Below are 18,930 nucleotides of genomic sequence, written 5' to 3'. Positions count from 1 at the left end.
TCCCGATGACGGAGATGCGCACGCTCGGCAACCGCTGGTCTGAGCAGCAGTTCCCGCACCCGGCCGGTCGATTGCCGCTGATCGGCGACGTCCGACCGTCGATGCTCCGCGACGGGCTGGTGCAGACGATGCTCGAACGGGTGGACGAGCTCCGACCGATCTTCGAGGCCAAGGTCGGACCGCGGCGCCTGGTGTTCGTCATCGGCGCCGACGTCGCCGCCGAACTATGCGACGAAACCCGGTTCCAGAAGGCCCCGACCCCGGTGATCAACGCGCTACGCGAACTGGGCGGCGACGGCCTGTTCACCGCCTACAACGACGAACCGAATTGGCAACTGGCGCACGATCTCCTGATGCCCGCCTTCACCAAGTCGGCGATGCAGACCTACCACGCCACCATGCTCGCGGCGATCGACGAACTATTCGACTACTGGGACTCCAGCGCCACCGGCGCGGGCGCGCCGCTGCGACGCGGCGACATCTCCGGCGACATGACCAAGCTGACGATGGAGACCATCAGCCGCACGGCCTTCAGCCACGATTTCGGGTCGTTCAAGAACGCCGAGCCGCACCGCTTCGTACCCGCGATGGTGGCCGCGCTGCGCACCTCGATGGCCAAGGGCACGCTGCCGCCCGGGCTACCGAAACGGCTGCTCGGTTCGGTCCTCGACTTCCGCAATCGCGAACATCTCGCCTATGTCGAATCCATGCTCGATGATCTGATCGCACAGCGCCGCAACTCCGGTGACACCAGCACGCACGATCTGCTCGGGATCATGCTGAACGCGACGCATTCCGAATCCGGCGCCCATCTGGACGATCTGAACATCCGTCGGCAGATCCTCACGTTCATGATCGCCGGGCACGAAACCACCTCGGGCGCACTCTCGTTCGCGCTGTACTTCCTGTCCCGCAACCCGGAGGTGCTGGCCCGGGCGCAGGCCGAGGCCGACGAGATCCTCGGCGCCGACCGGGACGCCGAACCCGCCTACGAGCAGGTCGCGAAGTTCCGCTACATCCGACGGGTGCTGGATGAGGGGCTGCGGCTGTGGCCGACAGTCCCGGGATTCGCCCGAATGCCGCGCGCCGACACCGTCATCGCCGGCAAGTACCGCATGACCACGGACGATTTCGCGCTGATCGGGCTGGGCGGGGTCCACCGAGATCCGGCGGTGTGGCCGGACCCGCTGCGTTTCGATCCCGACCGGTTCCTGCCGGAGAACGTCAAGGCCCGGCCCGCGCACTCCTACAAGCCGTTCGGGGCCGGGCTGCGGGCCTGCATCGGCCGCCAGTTCGCACTGCACGAGGCGGTGCTGGTGCTGGCCCGAATCCTGCACCGCTACAACATGTCCGGCGATCCGGGCTATCAGCTGAAGATCGACGAGCGGCTGACGCTGATGCCGCGCGGATTCCGGCTCGACCTGACTCCGCGCGCACCGGCGGCCACCAGCCACACCGGTACGAATCACGCTGCGGCGACTCGCTGATCGCTCATTCGGCCCGGATATAGGCGATCGCGCGGGTGGAACCAGGCTGTTCCCTCGGCGGATGTACGGAGCACGCCGCGAGCAGTCGATACCGGACGGGACCCACCTCGAAGGAGTCACCGACCTTCACCCGGATCTCCTTGGGCGGGCCGGGATCTCGATAGAGCACCGCCTCGGTGTCGGTGGCTGAGGACAACCCGACGCGGCCCCCGGCGACCTCCTGCGCCGGCGTGGCGTTGGCGCGCAGCGTGATCGAATCCCCGGCAGGCGCGGGGCAATCATCTTTTGCCGTCGTCGATCCCGAATCACATGCGGTGACGATCGCCATCATGACGGCGATCGTCGCCGTGATTGAACCGGCTCTGCACCGTATGTTCGCCATATTCCGGACGATATCGGCCGACGTCACGATCATTGACTGATTCCGCCGGAACTCGTTCAGACGGTCGACACGCGTCGTAGACGGCGATCGGCCGAACGACCGGCGGCTAGACCAGTTCGGCCAGGCCGCGGATCAGGTCCGGGGTCCGGGCGGTGACCATCAGCATGCTGACGCCGGCCTCTTCCCAGCGCACGATCTCGTCGCGGACCTTCTCCTTCGGTCCGACGATCATCGTCTCGGCGACCATCTCGTCCGGCACGGCCGCGATCGCCTCGGCCTTCTTGCCTGCCAGGAACAGCTCACCGATCCGGTCAACCTCCCGCTCGTAGCCCATCCGGCGGTACAGATCGGCGTGGAAGTTCTTCTCCTTGGCGCCCATTCCGCCGACGTACAGCGCGGTCGCGGGGCGGTAGGCGTCGATCGCCGCGGGGATGTCGTCGGTGATGACGACCTGCACGGTAGCCGCCACCTCGAAGGTCTCGCGCGTCTGCCGGGCACCCGGCCGCGACAGCCCCTCGGCGAGCCAGCCCTCGTACTGCTTCGACAGCCGCGGCGTGTAGTAGATCGCCAGCCAGCCGTCGGCGATTTCGGCCGTCTGCGCAACGTTTTTCGGCCCTTCGGCGCCCAGCCAGATCGGGATGTCGGCGCGCAGCGGGTGGGTGATCGGCTTCAGCGACTTGCCGAGGCCCGTGGAGCCGGGAGCGTCGGCCGGGTAGGGCAACGGGTAGTGCGGGCCGGCATTGACGACCTTGCCCTCGCGCGCCAGCACTTCCCGCACGATCTGCACGTACTCGCGGGTGCGGGCGAGCGGTTTGGCGAACGGCTCGCCGTACCAGCCCTCGACGACCTGCGGCCCGGACACGCCGAGTCCGATGATGTGCCGGCCGCCCGACAGGTGGTCGATCGTCAGCGCATGCATCGCCAACGACGTCGGCGGCCGCGCCGACAGCTGCGCCACCGCGGTGCCGAGCCGGATCCGTTCGGTCGCCGCACCCCACCAAGCCAGCGGGGTGTAGGCGTCGCTGCCCCACGATTCGGCGGTGAACACCGCGTCGAATCCCGACTCCTCGGCGGCCGCGATCAGTTCAGGAGCGCCTCCGATGGGACCGGCGCCCCAGTACCCGAGTTGCAGACCAAGCTTCATTCCAACTCCTCATCACGTGCGGAAAGCCGACCCGATCCCGGGGATCCGTCCGGCTCCGGGGTGCCCGGCAGGGCCACCCTTGCGCACCAATACTAGAACGTGTTCTAGTTGGAGTGTGACCAGTTCGTACCTCGAGACCGCCGTCGCACCGGTTCCCCCGCCCGCCGAGGAGAACCTGACGGCCCCGCTCACCAACGCCTTCGACTACACACGTTCGCTGGGATCGGTGCTCGGCCGATTCGCCGGCGGCCTGATCGCCGGGGAGATCATCGGCTCGCGCGCCAGCGACGGCCGCGTGTTCGTGCCACCCAGCGAATACGACCCGGTGACTCACGCCGCCACAACCGAATTCGTCACAGTCGCCCCGGTGGGCACCGTGAAGTCCTGGTCGTGGCAGCCGGAGCCCAAAGAGGGGCAGGCGCTGGCCGAACCGTTCGGCTGGGCGCTGATTCGCCTCGACGGCGCCGACACCGACCTGCTGCACGTGATCAAGGCCGACTCGGCCGACCAGCTCAGCACCGGCATGCGGGTGCGGGCCGAGTGGTCGGCCCAGCGCACCGGCCTCGTCACCGACATCGCCTACTTCGTGCCCGGCGACACCGCCGCGGACGTACCGGCGAACACCGCCGAACTCGGCGAGGACGCCGGGACGATGGTCGTCACGCCGGTGTCGATGACCGTGAAGCACAGCGCGACCGCCCCCGAATCCGCCTACCTGCGCGGCCTCAAGGAGGGCAAGATCATCGGCACTCGCACCGTCGAGAACGAGGTCTATGTCCCCGGCCGCGAGACCAGCCCCAAGACCGGTGTGCCCGGCATGGAGCCGGTCGAGGTGTCCGACAAGGGAATCGTCACCACCTTCTGCATCGTCAACGTTCCGTTCCTGGGCCAGCAGATCAAGCCGCCGTATGTCGCGGCGTATGTGCTGCTCGACGGGGCCGACATTCCGTTTCTGCACCTGATCCTCGACGTCGAGGCCTCCGAGGTGCGGATGGGCATGCGCATCGAGGCCGTGTGGCGACCCGAGGCCGAGTGGGACTACACCCTGCGCAACATCAGCCATTTCCGTCCGACCGGTGAGCCGGACGCGGACTACGAGACCTACAAGGATCACCTGTGAGTAGCGATAAAGCAGTGCCGCCCATTGCGGTCGTGGGCTTCGCCCACAGCGAGCACGTGGCCGAGTCGTCCGGCACCACCAACGGCGTCGAGATGCTGGTCCCCTGTTTCCAGAAGCTGTACGCCGAACTCGGCATCCGCCGCGAGGACATCGGCTTCTGGTGTTCCGGGTCGTCGGACTACCTTGCCGGCCGCGCCTTCTCGTTCATCTCGGCGATCGACTCGATCGGCGCGACGCCGTCGATCAACGAATCGCATGTCGAGATGGACGGCGCCTGGGCGCTGTACGAGGCGTGGGTGAAGATCGCGACGGGCGAGGTCGACCTGGCCCTGGCCTACGGCTTCGGCAAACCGTCGGCCGGCGACATGGACCGCACCCTTGCGATGCAGACCGACCCGTACACGGTGGCGCCGCTCTGGGCCGACGCCCGGTCGTTGGCCGGGCTGCAGGCTCGGGCCGGCATCGATTCCGGAGCCTGGACCGAGGCCGACATGGCCGCGGTCGGCGCCCGGGTGCGTGGCGGCGACGCCGCGAGCCTCCTGGCCTCGGACTACGTCGCGAATCCGTTGCGCGCGCATGACATCGGTCAATACACCGACGGCGCCGCGGTCGTCATCCTGGCCTCGGCCGAACGGGCCAAGCAGCTCGTCGCGCGTCCCGCCTGGATCACCGGCTGGGACCACCGCATCGACACACCGAACTTCGGTGCCCGCGATCTGACCGCCTCGCCGTCGACGGCGCTGGCCGGCGACACGGCACTCGGTTCCGACCGCTCGTTCGATGTGGCCGAACTGCACACGCCATATACGCATCAGGAGCTGATCGTGAAATCGGCGCTGCGTCTGCCCGATTCGGTGAACATCACGCCGTCCGGCGGTGCCCTGGCGGCCAACCCGATGTTCTCGGCCGGCCTCGAGCGCATCGGCTACGCGGCCACCGCGATCACCCAGGGCGGCGCCGATCGCACCCTGGCGCACGCCACCGGCGGCCCGCTGCTGCAGCAGAACATGGTCGTCGGAATGTCCAGCACTGCAACCGAAGGAGCCAACTGACATGGCCGGACGCTATCGCGCCGCGGTGCTGGGCACCGGGCAGACCAAGTACGTCGCCAAGCGCAAGGACGTCTCGATGGCCGGCCTGTGCCGCGACGCCATCGACAAGGCGCTGGCCGACGCCCAGGTCGGATTCGATGACATCGACGCGATCGTCGTCGGCAAGGCCCCCGACTTCTTCGAGGGCTCGATGATGCCGGAACTGGCGATGGCCGCGGCGCTGGGCGCCGAGGGCAAGCGCCTGATCCGCGTGCATACCGCCGGCTCGGTCGGCGGATCGACCGCCAACGTCGCCGCTTCACTGGTCACCTCGGGCGTGCACCGCCGGGTGCTGGCGGTGTCGTGGGAGAAGCAGTCGGAATCGAATGCCATGTGGGCGTTGAGTATTCCGGTGCCGTTCACCATGCCGGTCGGCGCCGGCGCGGGCGGGTACTTCGCCCCGCACGTGCGCTCGTACATCCGCCAGTCGGGTGCCCCCGAACACATCGGCGCGATCGTCGCCACCAAGGACCGGCGCAACGGCGCCAAGAACCCGCTGGCGCACCTGCACCAGCCCGACATCACCGTCGAGTCGGTGATGAAGTCGCAGATGCTGTGGGATCCGATCCGGTTCGACGAGACCTGCCCGTCCTCCGACGGCGCCTGCGCCGTCGTCATCGGCGACGAGCAGGCCGCAGATGATGCGGTGGCCCAGGGCATTCCGGTGGCCTGGGTGCATGCCACCGCGATGCGCACCGAGCCGCTGAGCTACAGCCACCGCAACACGGTTAGCCCGCTGGCCGGCCGGAATGCGGCGGCCGCGCTGTGGAAGGCCGGTGGCATCACCAATCCGCTCGAGGAGATCGACGCCGCGGAGATCTACGTCCCCTTCTCCTGGTTCGAGCCGATGTGGCTGGAGAACCTCGGATTCATGCCGGAGGGCGAGGGCTGGAAGCTCACCGAGGCCGGCGAGACCGAAATCGGCGGCAAGCTGCCGGTCAACGCCTCCGGCGGCGTGCTGTCCTCCAACCCGATTGGCGCATCGGGCATGATCCGCTTCGCCGAGGCCGCCATCCAGGTCACCGGCAAGGGCGGCGACCACCAGGTCGACGGCGCCCGCAAGGCGATCGGTCACGCCTACGGCGGCGGCTCCCAGTACTACTCGATGTGGCTCGTCGGGGCCGACAAGCCCGAGCACTGATCGCCGGACCACCAGCCGGGACGGCCCCGCCTATCGACCGTCGGTGCGTGCGAGAGTGAGCCCGATCGGCCCGAACACGAAGGAGACATTGATGTCTGATCAACCCGCCTACCTGAACATCGATCGCGAGAACGCGCCCGGCGTCATCGTCGGCCGCCGCTCGCGCGACATGGTCGAGGCCCGCGACAAGCAGGGCTGGCTGGACAACTTCGCCGACGACGGGATCGTCGAGGATCCGGTGGGTCCGTCGCTCTTCGACGAGGAGGGCGTGGGGCATCGCGGCAAGGAGGCGATCGCGGCGTTCTGGGACAAGGCGATCGCGCCCACCACGAAGCTGGACTTCCAATTCGACGAGGAGATCATCTGCGGGAACGAGGTCGCCTACATCGGCAAGATCGTCACGCATATCGCCGGACACATCTCCGAGGCCCGCGGCGTGTTCACCTATCGGGCGAATGACGAGGGCAAACTGGTTGCGCTGCGCGCTTTCTGGGAGGTCGAGGCCACGATGAAGTCGGTACGCAAGGCGGACTGAGTCGCCCGCGCGACTGGGAACGTGACGATAGCGAGGCGCCGTGGACATATCGTCCACGGCGCCTTTCCAGGTTCACGCTCCCAGTAACGACCTAGCCGGCGATCGTCGCCAACACCTTCTCGGCGAGCTCCGGCCGGCAGACGACCAGGTCGGGCAAGTAGACGTCGTCCTGGTTGTAAATCAGCGGCGAGCCGTCGATCCGGCTGCACCACAGTCCCTTTGCCCGCGCGACCGCGACCGGGGCGGCCGAATCCCATTCGTACTGCCCGCCGGCGTGCACATACGCGTCGGCCTCACCGCGCAACACCGCCATCGTCTTGGCACCCGCCGAGCCGACCGAGGTCAGCTCGCCGTCCAGCGCGTCGGCGACGGCCTGCGCGAACTCGGGCGGCCGCGAGCCGCTGACCACAACCCGGGCCATGCCGTTCCGCGGCGGTGCGACGCCCTCTTGCGGCGCAACCGGTTCGGCGTTCGACACATAGGTCGGGCCCAGCGCAGGCAGCGCCACGGCACCGACCGTCAGGTCGCCGCGCTCCCACAGTGCGACGTGCACCGCCCAGTCGGCCCGACCGCCCATCCCGTATTCGCGGGTGCCGTCCAGGGGGTCGATGATCCACACCCGATCGGCCGTCAGCCGGCGCTTGTCATCGGAAGATTCCTCGGACAGCACCCGGTCGTCGGGCCGCTCGGCGGCCAGCCTCTCCAGGAGGAACGCGTTGGACCGCTGGTCCCCCGCCTTGCCGAGCTCCTTGCCCGTCAGCCCTTCGCCGCGAATCGTCATCAGCAATTCGCCGGCGGCCGTGGCCAGTTCGCCGGCCAACTCGATATCGGTACTCATGCGTCTACCCCACTCATGCCAGCCCCAGGTTCCGGATGATCATCTCAGCGATCGTCGCCGGGTCGCCATCATCGGGCGTGACGGTCAGATCCGGATGCGACGGCCGCTCGTACGGCGAGTCGATGCCGGTGAAATCGGCGATCTGACCGGCGCGAGCACGGGCATAGAGCCCCTTCGGATCGCGTCGCTCGCAGTCTTCGATCGGAGTGTCGACGAAGATCTCGTAGAACGGCAGTTCTTTGTCGATATGCGTCCGCCGCGCATTGCCGCGCTCCTCGGCGAACGGACTGATCAGCGAAATGATCGCGACCGCACCGGAGTCGGCGAACAGCGCGCCCACCTCGGCGACGCGGCGGATGTTCTCGCGACGATCGTCGTCGGTGAACTCGAGATCGGCATTGAGGCCGTGCCGCAGGTTGTCGCCGTCCAGCAGATAGGCCGGGCGTCCGGCGGCGACCAGCTGACGCTCCAGTTCGACCGAGATCGACGACTTGCCGGAACCCGACAGACCCGTGAGCCAGACCGTGGCGCCCGAGTGCGGACGCTGGTCGCGGGTGATCGCCGACTTGTGCCACACCACATTCGAATCGGGCCGCACCGTGCCATTGATCATGCCCGCGGCGACCGTCTTGTTCGTGGCCTCGTCGACCAGGATGAAGCTGCCGGTGTCGCGGTTGCGACTGTATGCGTCGAACATCAGCGGCTGCTGCGTGCGCAGCGTGAGTCGCCCGATCTCGTTGAGCGACAGGGCCGTTACGTTCTCGTCACGATGCAGCGAGTTGACATCGAGCCGGTAGTTGAGCCCGGTGATCTCCGCTTTGCTGTCTCGCGTGGTGGTCGCGATGGTGTACCGATTGCCCGGCCGCAGCTCGGTGTCGTCGGAGAACCAACAGACCATGGCGTCCAGATCGCGGGCGACGTTCGGCCGGTTGTTCGGGCGGGCGAACATCTCGCCGCGCGCGATGTCGATCTCGTCCTCGAGCGACATCGTCACCGCCATCGGTGGGAACGCCTCCTCGATCCGGCTGCCGCCCGGGCCCCAGATCTCCGCCACCTTGGTGCTGAATCCGCTTGGCAGCACCACGATCTCGTCGCCGGGCTTGAAAGTTCCGCCGGCGACCGTGCCGGCGTAGCTGCGGTGGTCGGACCCATCGCTGCGCTGCGGGCGAATCACGTACTGCACCGGGAGCCGCGCATCGGTCAGGTTGCGGTCCGAGCCGATATGCACCTCCTCGATGTGGTGCAACAGTGACGATCCCTGGTACCAGGGCATGTTCTCGGACTTGTCGACGACGTTGTCGCCCTGCAAGGCCGACACCGGGATGAACGACAGGTCGCTGACGTGCAGCTTGCTGGCGAACGCGCTGAACTCGTCCTGAATCTCCTCGAACCGCGCCTGCGACCAATCGACCAGGTCCATCTTGTTGACGCACAGCACCAGGTGCGGAATTCCGAGCAGCGACGACAGGAACGCGTGGCGACGCGTCTGCTCCAGGACGCCCTTGCGTGCATCGATGAGGATCAGCGCGAGGTCGGCGGTCGACGCGCCGGTCACCATGTTGCGCGTGTACTGCACATGGCCCGGGGTATCGGCGATGATGAATTTCCTTCGCGGCGTGGCGAAGTAGCGGTAGGCGACATCGATCGTGATGCCCTGCTCGCGCTCGGCGCGCAGGCCGTCGGTGAGCAGTGCGAGGTTGGCGTACTCGTCGCCGCGCTCGGAGCTGGCCCGTTCGATCGACTCCAGCTGATCGCTGAAGATGCTCTTGCTGTCGTAGAGCAGTCGGCCGATCAGGGTCGACTTTCCGTCGTCGACGCTGCCTGCCGTTGCCAAGCGCAGCAGTTCCTTGCGCGCGGAGCGCGTCACCGCTGTGTCACTGCGGGCCATCAGAAGTAGCCTTCCTTCTTGCGGTCTTCCATTCCGGATTCAGAGATTCGGTCGTCGGCACGGGTGGCGCCGCGTTCGGTGACTCGGGTGGCGGCGACCTCTTCGATCACCTTGGCCACGGTGTCGGCATCGCTCTCGACGCAGCCGGTGCAGGTGGCGTCGCCGACGGTGCGGAACCGCACGGTCTCCATGTACGACGTCTCACCCTCGGCGACCTGCAGGAACCTGGTCTTCGCCAGCAGCATGCCGTCGCGGGGCACCACCTCGCGCTTATGCGAGTAGTAGATGCTGGGCAGCTCGATCTCTTCGGCCTCGATGTACTGCCAGATGTCCAGCTCGGTCCAGTTGCTCAGCGGGAAAACGCGGATGTGCTCACCGCGGTGATGCCGACCGTTGTAGAGATTCCACAGCTCCGGTCGCTGGCCGCGGGGATCCCAGGCGCCGAACTCGTCACGGAAGCTGAACACCCGCTCCTTGGCCCGGGCCTTCTCCTCGTCCCGGCGCGCGCCGCCGAAGACGGCGTCGAACCGGTTCTCGGTGATGCCGCGCAGCAACGCGGCGGTCTGCAGCCGGTTGCGGCTCGCGCCGACACCCGTCTGCTCAACCACGCGGCCGGCGTCGATGTCGTCCTGGACATGCGACACCACCAGGCGCACCCCGGTCTGCTCGACGATGCGGTCGCGGTACTCGATCACCTCGTCGAAGTTGTGGCCCGTGTCCACGTGCATCAACGGAAACGGCACCGGCGCCGGCCAGAAGGCCTTCCGCGCCAGGTGGAACATCACCACCGAGTCCTTGCCGCCCGAGAAGAGCATGCAGGGATGCTCGAACGTCGCGGCGACCTCTCTGAAGATATGTACCGATTCCGCTTCCAGCGCCGCCAGATGCGACAACTCGTAGCTCTGCTGGGCCATCCATCCATCCCTTTGGTTTGGCTATCAACTTGACTTGTCGAATATTCGACATTAAAGTTCGAATATGTGACAGGAACGTTAATCGGATCGGACCCCGATCGTCAACCCTCACCTCCGACCACGCGGGTGGTGAAGGTGATCGAACTCCTCTGTGCATCACCGGATGTCGCCCTGCCACTCGCCGACATCGTCCGGCACACGGGCATGTCACGGGCCACGGCACACGCCGTTCTGCAGCAATTGACAGTCGACGGCTGGACCATCCGCGAGGACGGCGCATACCGCATCGGCCAAGGACTGGCCCGGCTGGCCGACCGCATCGACGCGGCGTTCCCGCTGCGTCGGTCGGGGGCGCGCGCGGCGCGAGAACTCGCGCAGGAACTGGATATCCCGGTCTTCCTCGCGATCCGGGAGGAAGACGTCGTCGAGGTCGCCGAGTTGGTCGGCGAACCACTGTCCGACTGGATCCGCCGCGGCCGACGCCTCCGGCTGCGGCCGCCCGTATGCCGCGAATTCGTCGCCTGGGAGCCCGCCGCCGATCGCGAGGAATGGATCGCCGACGCACCACCGGCGATTCGCAGTCGCCTCGGGCTCGCCCTCGACGCGATCCGCGCCCGCGGCTACGCGATCGAGCGACTCGCCCAGGACGCCGGTCAGCTCCTCGACGCGATCGCCCCGATGAGCAGCTCCTCGATCCGCGATCAGATCGGCGACCTGCTCAGCCAGCTGATCGAAATCGATTATCTGGGGCACGAACTCACCGGCGACGCGATAGCCGCCGCCACCATCGCCGCCCCCATTCGCCACGATGGCGCGGTCGTCGCATCGCTGGTGGCCTGCCCAGACGCGACGCTGCCGGCCGCGGAGATCGAGCGGATCGGCGCCGCGGTGGCGGCGGCCGCAGATCAGCTTTCCGAAGTTGCGCACTGACAGTCAGGTCGACCGCCAACGGCGGATGCCATCACGCTCAGCGCGCATGTTTGGTTGATCGATGATCGTGCCGACGAATCAGTTTCAGGATGTCGGCCAGCACCTCCTCCCAGCGGTACATCACATCGGCATAGGTCACCCGCAGGACGAGGTATCCGGCGGCCAATGCGGCGCGGTCTCGCCGTCGGTCCTCCTGATAGTTGGTCGCGGCGGTGTGGTGGGCGCGGCTGTCACACTCGATGATCAACCGCTCACCGACGAGCAGATCGACGCGGCCCACGCCGGGTATCACCACCTGCGTCCGCACGACGATGTTCAACGACCGGAGGCGGATCCGCGTCAACGACTCGGTCCCGGCCTGCGCCGTACCGTCACACAGATCCAGCAATCGTCGAATCCGTGGTGGGGCCGCCGCCACGGCGCCACGGAGATCCGCCGACGTCAGAACCGTGCCGTTGAGAATGGAGTCGGCGATGGCGACCAGCAGTTCACAGTCGCGTCGCGCGCCGCCGGCAAGACAGCGCGCCGCGCCACCGAATGCGACCAGAACGGAGTCAACGGGATCGCTCAGACGAGGCTGGGCTCCGAATCCGTGACAGGAGACACCCAGACGCGGCCTCCGGTGAGTCGACCGGCGGATGTGCACCGCATCGGTCGGTGGCACCCAGATCTTGTACATGCGCAGTGCTGACAGACAGCTGAGCACTCCGCCGCCCCGGACCGCGGCGACAACCGCGGGGTCGGCGGCGGTTTCGGCATACCAACCCTGCCGAAGTCTGATCAGCTGCCCGTCGTCGACCAGTCGACGGAGTCTGCTGTGATCGACTCCCCAGCCCAGCAGGTGTGCCGTCGAATAGACGCCGCAGGCCCGAGGCTCGATACTCGTACTTTCGGACATATCGAACATCGTCAGATGAGTAGCCCCGCGCCACCAGCCCCAATTCGCGGTCTGTGGATAACCGGGTCACCCGAGTCTGCGCGGTTAGACGCCGAGCATCCGCCGATGGCGTTCGCGTGCGACGGCATCGCGCAGACTCGGCCGAATCACCACCCCGTATCCCTACCAAGCATTTGCTTGGTAGTCTGTCCGGCATGGCCGAAGCCGCGGGGATCCCTGCACCGCTCACGCCGGACCAGCTGGGTCCGGATACTTCGCCCGTCGCCTACGAGGTGGCCGCCGGAGTCGCATACGTGACGCTGAACCGTCCCGATTACCGCAACGCGCAGAACTCGGTGATGACCTATTCGCTGGACGCCGCGTTCGTGAAGGCTGTCCAGGACGCCGACGTCAAGGTGATCGTGCTGCGCGGCAACGGCCAGCATTTCTCCGCCGGCCACGACATCGGCACCCCCGAGCGCGACTTCACCGTCGAGTACCCGAATGTGGCGTCGCTGTACTGGGACCACACCGATCGCACCGGCGCCGATCAGCGACTGGCCCGCGAGATCGAGGTCTACACCGGGATGTGCCGCCGCTGGCGCGAGATCCCGAAGCCGATGATCGCGCAGGTGCACGGCGCCTGCATCGCCGGCGGCCTGATGCTCGCCTGGATCTGCGACTTCATCGTCGCCTCCGACGACGCCTTCTTCTCCGACCCGGTGGTGCGGATGGGCATCCCGGGCGTGGAGTTCTTCGCGCACGCCTTCGTCCTGGGGCCGCGCCGGGCCAAGGAGATCCTGTACACCGGCCAGCGGTTCACCGCGGCGCAGGCGCAGGACTGGGGCATGGTCAACCACGTCGTGCCGCGAAACGAGTTGGACGGCAAGGTGAACGAGATCGCGGCCAGCATCGCCGAGATGCCGCAGCTGGGTCTCGCGCTGACCAAGAAGGCCGTCAATATCTGCGAGGACCAGATGGGCCTGCGCAACTCGATCGACTCGGTGTTCGGGTGGCACCACTTCGCCCACAGCGCCAACGTCGAGGCCAATGGCGACTCATTGGGCGGCATGGACGCCCACAGCATGCGCGACAGCGCCAAGTAGAGAGCGATACAGATGGATCTGTTGTTCGACAGTGCGGCCGAAGAGTTCCGCGCCGAGGTACGAGACTGGTTGCGTGCCAACGTTCCGGCGCAGCCGCTGAAGTCGATGGATTCGCCGGAGGGCTTCGAGCAGCACCGCGAGTGGGAGCGGAAGATGGCCGACGCCCGCATGTCGGTCGTCAGCTGGCCGGAGGAGTACGGCGGCCGCGACGTGCCGCTGCTGCACTGGCTGATCTTCGAAGAGGAGTACTACCGCTCCGGCGCCCCCGGCCGCGTCAGCCAGAACGGCATCTTCCTGCTGGCACCAACGCTTTTCGACCATGCGAACGACGGCCAGCTGGCGCGCATCATGCCGCGCATGGCCCGCGCCGACGACATCTGGGGTCAGGCCTGGAGCGAGCCGGAGGCCGGCAGCGACCTCGCCTCGCTGCGGTCCACGGCCACGCGCGTCGAGGGCGGCTGGGTGCTCAACGGCCAGAAGACCTGGAGCTCGCGATCGAGCTACGCCGACATGGGATTCGGCCTGTTCCGCAGCGATCCGGAGCAGCAGCGCCACCGCGGTCTCACCTACTTCATGTTCGACCTGAATGCGGAGGGCGTCACCCGGCGGCCGATCGATCAGCTCGACGGCGAGCCCGGCTTCGCAGAGCTGTTCCTGGACAACGTTTTCGTCCCGGACGACCCCGCCAACCCGGCCGAGTCCGGCGTGATCGGCGAGGTCGACAACGGCTGGCGCGTCGCGATGGCGACCGCCGCCAACGAGCGCGGGCTGTCGCTGCGCTCGCCCGGACGGTTCCTCGCCACCACCGATCGCCTGCTGGCGCTGTGGAATTCGGGTGACAAGCCGGCGAACCTCGCCGAGCGTGTCGCGGACGCCTGGATCGGATCGCGCGCGTACGAGCTGTCGACCTATGCCACCGTGAGCCGGCTCGCCGAGGGCGGCCAGCTGGGCATGGAGTCGTCGATCAACAAGGTCTTCTGGTCGCAGTGGGACATCGCGACGCACGAGACCGCGCTGAACCTGCTCGATGTCGACGCCGAGTTCGCCGACGATCCGTGGATGGACGGCTACCTGTTCTCGCTCTCCGGCCCGATCTACGCCGGTACCAACGAAGTCCAACGCAACGTCATCGCCGAGCGGCTGCTCGGCCTGCCCCGAGGTGCCCGATGAGATTCCTGCTCGAGTCCGAACACAACGACCTCGCCGACACCGTCGACGACATGCTCGGCAAGGCGGACCTGCCGGCCGCCATCCGCAGCTGGTCCGACGGCGACCGCACCGCGGCGCTGTCGGCCTGGCAGCAGCTGACCGAGACCGGTATCACCGGCCTACTGGTCCCCGATGAGAACGGCGGATCCGGAGCCGGCGTCCTGGAGACCGTCGTCGCCATCGAACAGATCGGCAAGCACGCGCTGCCCGGTCCGGTGGTCGAGACCATCGCCGTCGCGCCGGCGCTGCTGACCGGCACGCCGGCCGCCGATTCGCTGTCCGCCCTCGCCGAGGGTGAGTTGGCCACGGTCGCGTTCCGGCCACAGGCCCCCTACGCGGTGAACACCGAGGCCGCTGCTTCCGTGCTGCTGGTCGAAGACGGCGCCGTGTACCGCGGAACCCCTGGCACCGTGCGCAATTCGGTCGATGCCACCCGGACTGTCGCCGCGCTCGACAGGGGCGAGCTGGTCACCGATGCGGCCGACGTCGAGCGCGCCTTCAACATCGGCGCCCTGGCGACCGCCGCACAGCTCATCGGGCTCGGACAGCGGATGCTCGACATCGCGACCGAATACGCCAAGACCCGCAAGCAGTACGGCGTGGAGATCGGCTCGTACCAGGCGATCAAGCATCAGCTCGCTGACGTGTCCATCGGTATCGAGATGGCGCGGCCGTTGATCTACGGCGCCGCATTGGATCTCGACGGCGCGACCGTGGACCCGACCTGGGCGACCCGCGACGTCTCGGCCGCCAAGGTCGCCTGCGGCGACGCCGCCTACCGGGCCTCGCGCACCGGTCTGCAGGTGCTCGGCGCCATCGGCTACACGATGGAGCACGACCTGTCGCTGTATCTGACCAAGACCAAGGCGCTGCTGACCGCCTGGGGCACTCCGGCATTCCACCGCCAGCGCCTGCTGGCCGAGGTGACCGCATGAGCGAGCGTCAGCGAGTGAATCGTCAAACACAGAGTGCGTGTGCCTCATGCGCGTACGGAGCGAAGCGAGTACGTGCATGAGCGCAATGAGTCGAGTGGCACCGGGTATCGACACCGAAGAGCAGGCGGCCCTGCGCGACTCGGTCCGCGGCCTGCTCGCGGCCCAGTCGGACGTTCGTCGCGGCTACGCCGGCAATCCCCGGTACGACGTGGGCCTGTGGGAGTCGCTGACACAGCAGATCGGCGTTGCGGCGCTGGCCATTCCGGAAGAGTTCGGCGGCATCGGCGCCACGCTGGTCGAGACGCATGTCGTGCTCGAGGAGCTCGGCGCCGGCCTGTCCCCGGTCCCCATGCTCGGCAGCGCCGTCCTTGCCGCGCAGGCGATCCTCCGCAGCGGCGATGATGCCGCCTGCGAGCGCCTGCTGCCCGGCATCGCCGAAGGCACTACGATCGCCGCCCTGTGCTGGGCCGGCGAGCGCGGCTGGGCTCAGCCCGGCGTACGGGCCGAGAGCGGATTACTCAGCGGCACCGCGCATTACGTGCTCGACGCCGAGTACGCCGACGTGTTGATCGTGCTGGCCGAGTCGGGCGGGGTCACGACGCTGCACTCGGTCGCCGCCGGCACCGACGGCGTGACCATCGAGCCGCATACCGTCCTGGACCCGACGCGGGCCCTGGCGACCGTGCGGTTCGACGAGGTCGACGCCGAGGCCATCCTCGCCCCGGCCGACCTGGTCGATCAGCTGCGGACGGTCGCCGCGATCGCGCTGAGCGCAGATCAGGTCGGCGCGGCGCGAGCCGCGCTGGACCTGACGGTCGAATACACCAAGTCGCGCACCCAGTTCGGCCGGGTGATCGGCTCCTTCCAGGCGCTCAAGCACCGGATGGCCGACCTGTTCGTGCTGAACGAGTCGTCGACGTCGATCTCGTACACGGCGGTGGACGCGCTGGTTCGCGAATCCGACGAGGCGCCGGCACTCGCCGCCGCCGCGAAGGTCTACTGCACCGATGCGCTGCGCCAGGTGACGTCGGAGACCATCCAGCTGCATGGCGGCATCGGCATCACCTGGGAACACGACGCGCATCTGTACTTCAAACGTGCACACAGTGATTCCGTGCTGTTCGGCTCGGAGCCGGAAGCGCTGGCCGAGCTGGAGATCGTCGCGGGGCTCGCCGACTGACCCTATTGCACACAGGCTCAACAACCGGTAGCGTCACCTTCCGGCCCTGATGTGGGGCAACTGACCCACAGCAGCCGCATGACGACTTCACCGGGAAGGTTGATCGGTTGATGAGCACTGACGTGAGCAGGCGTGCGGTTTTGGGCGGCCTGGCCGCCGGAATGGTCGGTACCGCGGTCGGCGGGATCGCCGGCACCGGCAGCGCCTCGGCGGCGCCTGGATCGCAGGGTTTCCTCGTCGGCGCCGGCAAGGCGGATATGACCGGGGCCATCGCAGATCAGGGCATGATGGGCTACTCCGAGCTGGACCAGATCGCCAGCGGCCTGCTGCAGCGCTGCTGGGCCCGCGCGTACATCATCGGGGACGCCGCCACCGGCAAGCGGGTGGTCTTCATCAACGCCGACATCGCCGCGGTCTTCGAATCGCATCGGGTGGGAGTGATGGATGCGCTGCGCAAGAAGTACGGCACGCTCTACACCGAAGAAAACGTCAACATCAACGCCACCCACAATCACAACTCGTGCGGCGGCACCGCGTGGGACTACGCCTATGCGCTTGCGGCCCACGGCTTCATGCGCAATTCGTACGAGTCCGAGATCGCCGGCATCGTCGCAGCCATTGATGCCGCGCATCGCAGCGTCGGGCCCGGCACGCTGCACCTGGGTCATTCGGAACTGCACAACGCCAGCGCCAACCGGTCGGCTCAGGCATTCGTGCTGAACCCGAACGCCGAGAAAGCGATCTTCCCGCGGAAGATCGACCCGCAGGTGACCGTGCTGCACCTGCGCCAGGGCGGCAAGGACATCGGCATCATCAGCTGGTTCGCCACCCACGGCACCTCGCTCACCGACGCGAACACCCTGATCAGCTGCGACAACAAGGGATACGCCAGCTACCTCGCGGAATCGGCTGCGCCGGGCGCGATCTGCGCCTTCCCGCAGACGAATGCCGGCGACATGACGCCGAACCTGCGCGTGCAGCCCTTTCACCCAAGCGGCCCGACCGACGACCACCGACTCAACCGAGACATGATCGGCGAGCGCCAGTTCCGCGCCAGCGAAGCCGCCAACGTCACCCAGATCTCCGGCACCGTCCAGTACGCGTACCGCTACATCAACATGGCCGACGTCCGCATCGACGGCGCATACACGCCGTCGGGCAAGCCCAGCCGCACCACGCCCGCCATGATGGGCGCCGGAGCGGTGGCCACCAGCACCGAGGACAACGTCAAGACGCCGCTGCCCGGCTTCTTCGAGGGAGAGGTGAATCCGTTCGCCGCGGCCCTCGGCGCGGGCGCGATTCCCACTCCCCCGCAATGGATCGCCGACGTGCAGGCGCCGAAGCTCATCACCTTCCCGCTGGGCATCATGCCGCCCCGGCCGTGGATCCAGCAGGTGCTGCCGATCCAGCTGATGCGCATCGGCGATCTGGTGCTGTGCGGGGCGCCGGCCGAATTCACCATCGTCGCTGGCCTCCGGGTGCGGCGCATCGTGGCCAAGGCACTGAACGTGCCGCTGGAAAACGTCTTGCTGCAGGGCTATTCGAATGCGTACAGCCAGTACGTGACCACGCCCGAAGAATATGTGGCGCAGCAATACGAGGGCGGCGAGACGCAGTTCGGCCGCTACACCCTCTGCGCGTACATGCAGGAGTTCGACCGGCTCGCCCGCGCGATGAGCCGCGGCCAGCGACTCGATCTCGGCCCGACGCCCGCCAATACCAACGTCAATCTGATCAATCTGATGCCGCCGATCCCGCCGGATACACCGATACCGGGTCACAAATTCGGCGACGTCGTGATCGCACCCGCGGCCAAGGCCGCGGCCGGCACCACCGTGTCGGTCCAGTTCTGCGGTGCCCACCCGAACAACCGGATACGGACCGGCAGCAGCTACTTCTATGTCGAGCATTTCCGCGACGGCACCTGGTCGACCGCATATGACGACGATTCCGCCTGCACCGAATTGCACTGGGCCCGGCCCGATCTGAATCTGACGGCGAGTCAGATCACGATCAACTGGAAGGTCCCGGCCGCGGCGGCCAAGGGCCGCTACCGCATCCGCTACCTCGGCGACCGGCGCGACGGCTCCGGCAAGCTCATCGGCATCACCGGGATCAGCCCGGCGATCACCGTGGTCTGATCGGCGTTCGAT

At 67.5% G+C, this 18,930-nt stretch carries 17 protein-coding genes; 12 read left to right on the top strand and 5 right to left on the bottom strand.

Annotation, left to right across the window (positions count from 1 at the left end):
• Positions 1-5: 5 nt before the first annotated feature.
• Both G341_RS0106630 and G341_RS23920 read left to right on the top strand, forming a co-directional pair.
• Positions 6-1,487, top strand: a complete 1,482-nt coding sequence (locus G341_RS0106630) for a cytochrome P450 (protein WP_018178331.1) — start codon at positions 6-8, stop codon at positions 1,485-1,487.
• 182 nt (positions 1,488-1,669) lie between these two features.
• Positions 1,670-1,909 (top strand): hypothetical protein, encoded by a 240-nt coding sequence (locus tag G341_RS23920; protein ID WP_162140704.1) that lies wholly within the window; start codon positions 1,670-1,672, stop codon positions 1,907-1,909.
• Between the two features lie 66 nt (positions 1,910-1,975).
• On the opposite strand, the gene G341_RS0106615 is transcribed toward G341_RS23920, so the two are convergent.
• On the bottom strand, positions 1,976-3,013 hold the full coding sequence (locus G341_RS0106615) for an LLM class F420-dependent oxidoreductase (protein WP_018178328.1): 1,038 nt from the start codon (positions 3,011-3,013) through the stop codon (positions 1,976-1,978).
• A 115-nt stretch (positions 3,014-3,128) separates the two neighbouring features.
• On the opposite strand from G341_RS0106615, the gene G341_RS0106610 reads away from it, so the two are divergent.
• From G341_RS0106610 to G341_RS0106595, 4 genes are all read left to right on the top strand, one after another.
• Positions 3,129-4,133, top strand: a complete 1,005-nt coding sequence (locus tag G341_RS0106610; protein ID WP_018178327.1) for a Zn-ribbon domain-containing OB-fold protein — start codon at positions 3,129-3,131, stop codon at positions 4,131-4,133.
• Positions 4,130-5,185: a thiolase domain-containing protein gene (locus G341_RS0106605; RefSeq protein ID WP_187329167.1), complete on the top strand. Its 1,056-nt coding sequence runs from the start codon at positions 4,130-4,132 to the stop codon at positions 5,183-5,185. Before G341_RS0106610 ends, G341_RS0106605 begins: the two co-directional genes overlap by 4 nt.
• Position 5,186: 1 nt before the next feature.
• The gene (locus tag G341_RS0106600; RefSeq protein ID WP_018178325.1) at positions 5,187-6,365 is read left to right on the top strand and encodes a thiolase domain-containing protein; all 1,179 of its coding nucleotides are present in this window, start codon (positions 5,187-5,189) and stop codon (positions 6,363-6,365) included.
• A gap of 91 nt (positions 6,366-6,456) precedes the next feature.
• Entirely contained in the window at positions 6,457-6,900 is a 444-nt protein-coding gene (locus G341_RS0106595) for a nuclear transport factor 2 family protein (RefSeq protein ID WP_043450838.1), read from the top strand.
• A 91-nt stretch (positions 6,901-6,991) separates the two neighbouring features.
• On the opposite strand, the gene G341_RS0106590 is transcribed toward G341_RS0106595, so the two are convergent.
• Genes G341_RS0106590 through cysD form a run of 3 tightly spaced genes read right to left on the bottom strand, consistent with a single transcriptional unit; the run spans position 6,992 to position 10,540 of the window.
• Entirely contained in the window at positions 6,992-7,738 is a 747-nt protein-coding gene (locus tag G341_RS0106590; protein ID WP_018178323.1) for a 3'(2'),5'-bisphosphate nucleotidase CysQ, read from the bottom strand.
• 13 nt (positions 7,739-7,751) lie between these two features.
• The gene (gene cysC, locus G341_RS0106585; protein WP_018178322.1) at positions 7,752-9,626 is read right to left on the bottom strand and encodes an adenylyl-sulfate kinase; all 1,875 of its coding nucleotides are present in this window, start codon (positions 9,624-9,626) and stop codon (positions 7,752-7,754) included.
• Positions 9,626-10,540: a sulfate adenylyltransferase subunit CysD gene (gene cysD, locus G341_RS0106580; protein ID WP_018178321.1), complete on the bottom strand. Its 915-nt coding sequence runs from the start codon at positions 10,538-10,540 to the stop codon at positions 9,626-9,628. The genes cysC and cysD overlap by 1 nt, the downstream gene beginning before the upstream one ends.
• A 129-nt stretch (positions 10,541-10,669) precedes the next feature.
• On the opposite strand from cysD, the gene G341_RS0106575 reads away from it, so the two are divergent.
• Entirely contained in the window at positions 10,670-11,470 is an 801-nt protein-coding gene (locus tag G341_RS0106575) for a helix-turn-helix domain-containing protein (RefSeq protein WP_245556928.1), read from the top strand.
• Positions 11,471-11,507: 37 nt separating this feature from the next.
• Here G341_RS0106575 and G341_RS0106570 read toward each other — a convergent pair whose 3' ends face one another.
• Positions 11,508-12,368, bottom strand: a complete 861-nt coding sequence (locus G341_RS0106570) for a DUF559 domain-containing protein (RefSeq protein WP_018178319.1) — start codon at positions 12,366-12,368, stop codon at positions 11,508-11,510.
• 194 nt (positions 12,369-12,562) lie between these two features.
• Here G341_RS0106570 and G341_RS0106565 point away from each other — a divergent pair, with 194 nt between their 5' ends.
• The 5 genes from G341_RS0106565 to G341_RS0106545 all read left to right on the top strand — a co-directional run bounded on the left by G341_RS0106565 (position 12,563) and on the right by G341_RS0106545 (position 18,918).
• Positions 12,563-13,453 (top strand): enoyl-CoA hydratase, encoded by an 891-nt coding sequence (locus tag G341_RS0106565; protein WP_018178318.1) that lies wholly within the window; start codon positions 12,563-12,565, stop codon positions 13,451-13,453.
• Between the two features lie 12 nt (positions 13,454-13,465).
• Entirely contained in the window at positions 13,466-14,623 is a 1,158-nt protein-coding gene (locus tag G341_RS0106560) for an acyl-CoA dehydrogenase family protein (protein ID WP_018178317.1), read from the top strand.
• Positions 14,620-15,597, top strand: a complete 978-nt coding sequence (locus G341_RS0106555) for an acyl-CoA dehydrogenase family protein (RefSeq protein WP_018178316.1) — start codon at positions 14,620-14,622, stop codon at positions 15,595-15,597. The genes G341_RS0106560 and G341_RS0106555 overlap by 4 nt, the downstream gene beginning before the upstream one ends.
• Before the next feature lie 85 nt (positions 15,598-15,682).
• Positions 15,683-16,777, top strand: coding sequence for an acyl-CoA dehydrogenase family protein (locus G341_RS0106550; RefSeq protein WP_026303329.1), 1,095 nt, complete (start codon positions 15,683-15,685; stop codon positions 16,775-16,777).
• Positions 16,778-16,887: 110 nt separating this feature from the next.
• Positions 16,888-18,918 (top strand): neutral/alkaline non-lysosomal ceramidase N-terminal domain-containing protein, encoded by a 2,031-nt coding sequence (locus G341_RS0106545; RefSeq protein ID WP_043450812.1) that lies wholly within the window; start codon positions 16,888-16,890, stop codon positions 18,916-18,918.
• The last annotated feature ends 12 nt before the right edge of the window (positions 18,919-18,930 follow it).

This window comes from Jongsikchunia kroppenstedtii DSM 45133, assembly GCF_000380485.1.
Lineage (GTDB): Bacteria > Actinomycetota > Actinomycetes > Mycobacteriales > Mycobacteriaceae > Jongsikchunia > Jongsikchunia kroppenstedtii.
The sequence above is the reverse complement of the archived record's forward strand: the minus strand, read 5'-3'. Positions and strand labels throughout refer to the sequence as shown.